The organism is Erwinia sp. ErVv1, from assembly GCF_900068895.1.
Taxonomy (GTDB): Bacteria; Pseudomonadota; Gammaproteobacteria; order Enterobacterales; family Enterobacteriaceae; genus Erwinia.
The window spans coordinates 404-832 of sequence record NZ_CDPK01000019.1 but is presented as its reverse complement, the minus strand read 5'-3'; the positions used below and the strand labels follow the sequence as shown (position 1 = coordinate 832).

Sequence of the window (429 nt, the reverse complement as noted above, 5' to 3'; positions counted from 1 at the left end):
CTGCCCGCCGGGCAGGGTCAGTGCGGTAAGATTACCCAGAACGTCATACGCAGAATGCAGCTCACCGTTCACCCCCTGCTCACTGAGCAATTTTCCTGCCGCATCAAACGTAAACTGAACGTCATCTGCTTCGATACCCAGCGTCAGGCCTTCAGCAGTCGGTGTGCGCGTCAGGCCGGTAAGCTGCCCGCTGTTGTCACGCTGGTAATGGTACCGGGCATCGCGGGTTGTCCGGAAGGTCAGCAGGCCGCTGCTGTCATAGCTGAACTGCTGAACACGCCGGGGAATGCCGCCATCGTTGTCCGGTCTGCCGCTTTCCAGCAGGGTGATGAGCAGTCCCCGTTCGTTCCATTCCATCTGCCGGGTTGTGTGGTCCGGGCGAATCTCATTTAAAGGACGTCCTGAGGGGTCATACGTAAACCGGTACTC

Annotated in this window: 1 pseudogene (running past one end of the window); it reads right to left on the bottom strand. The window is 59.0% G+C overall.

What is annotated here, in order from left to right:
* Positions 1–21 precede the first annotated feature (21 nt).
* A pseudogene (locus tag A1830_RS22325) lies at positions 22–429 on the bottom strand (type IV secretion protein Rhs); its annotated part runs 403 nt beyond the window's last position; the annotation flags it as partial.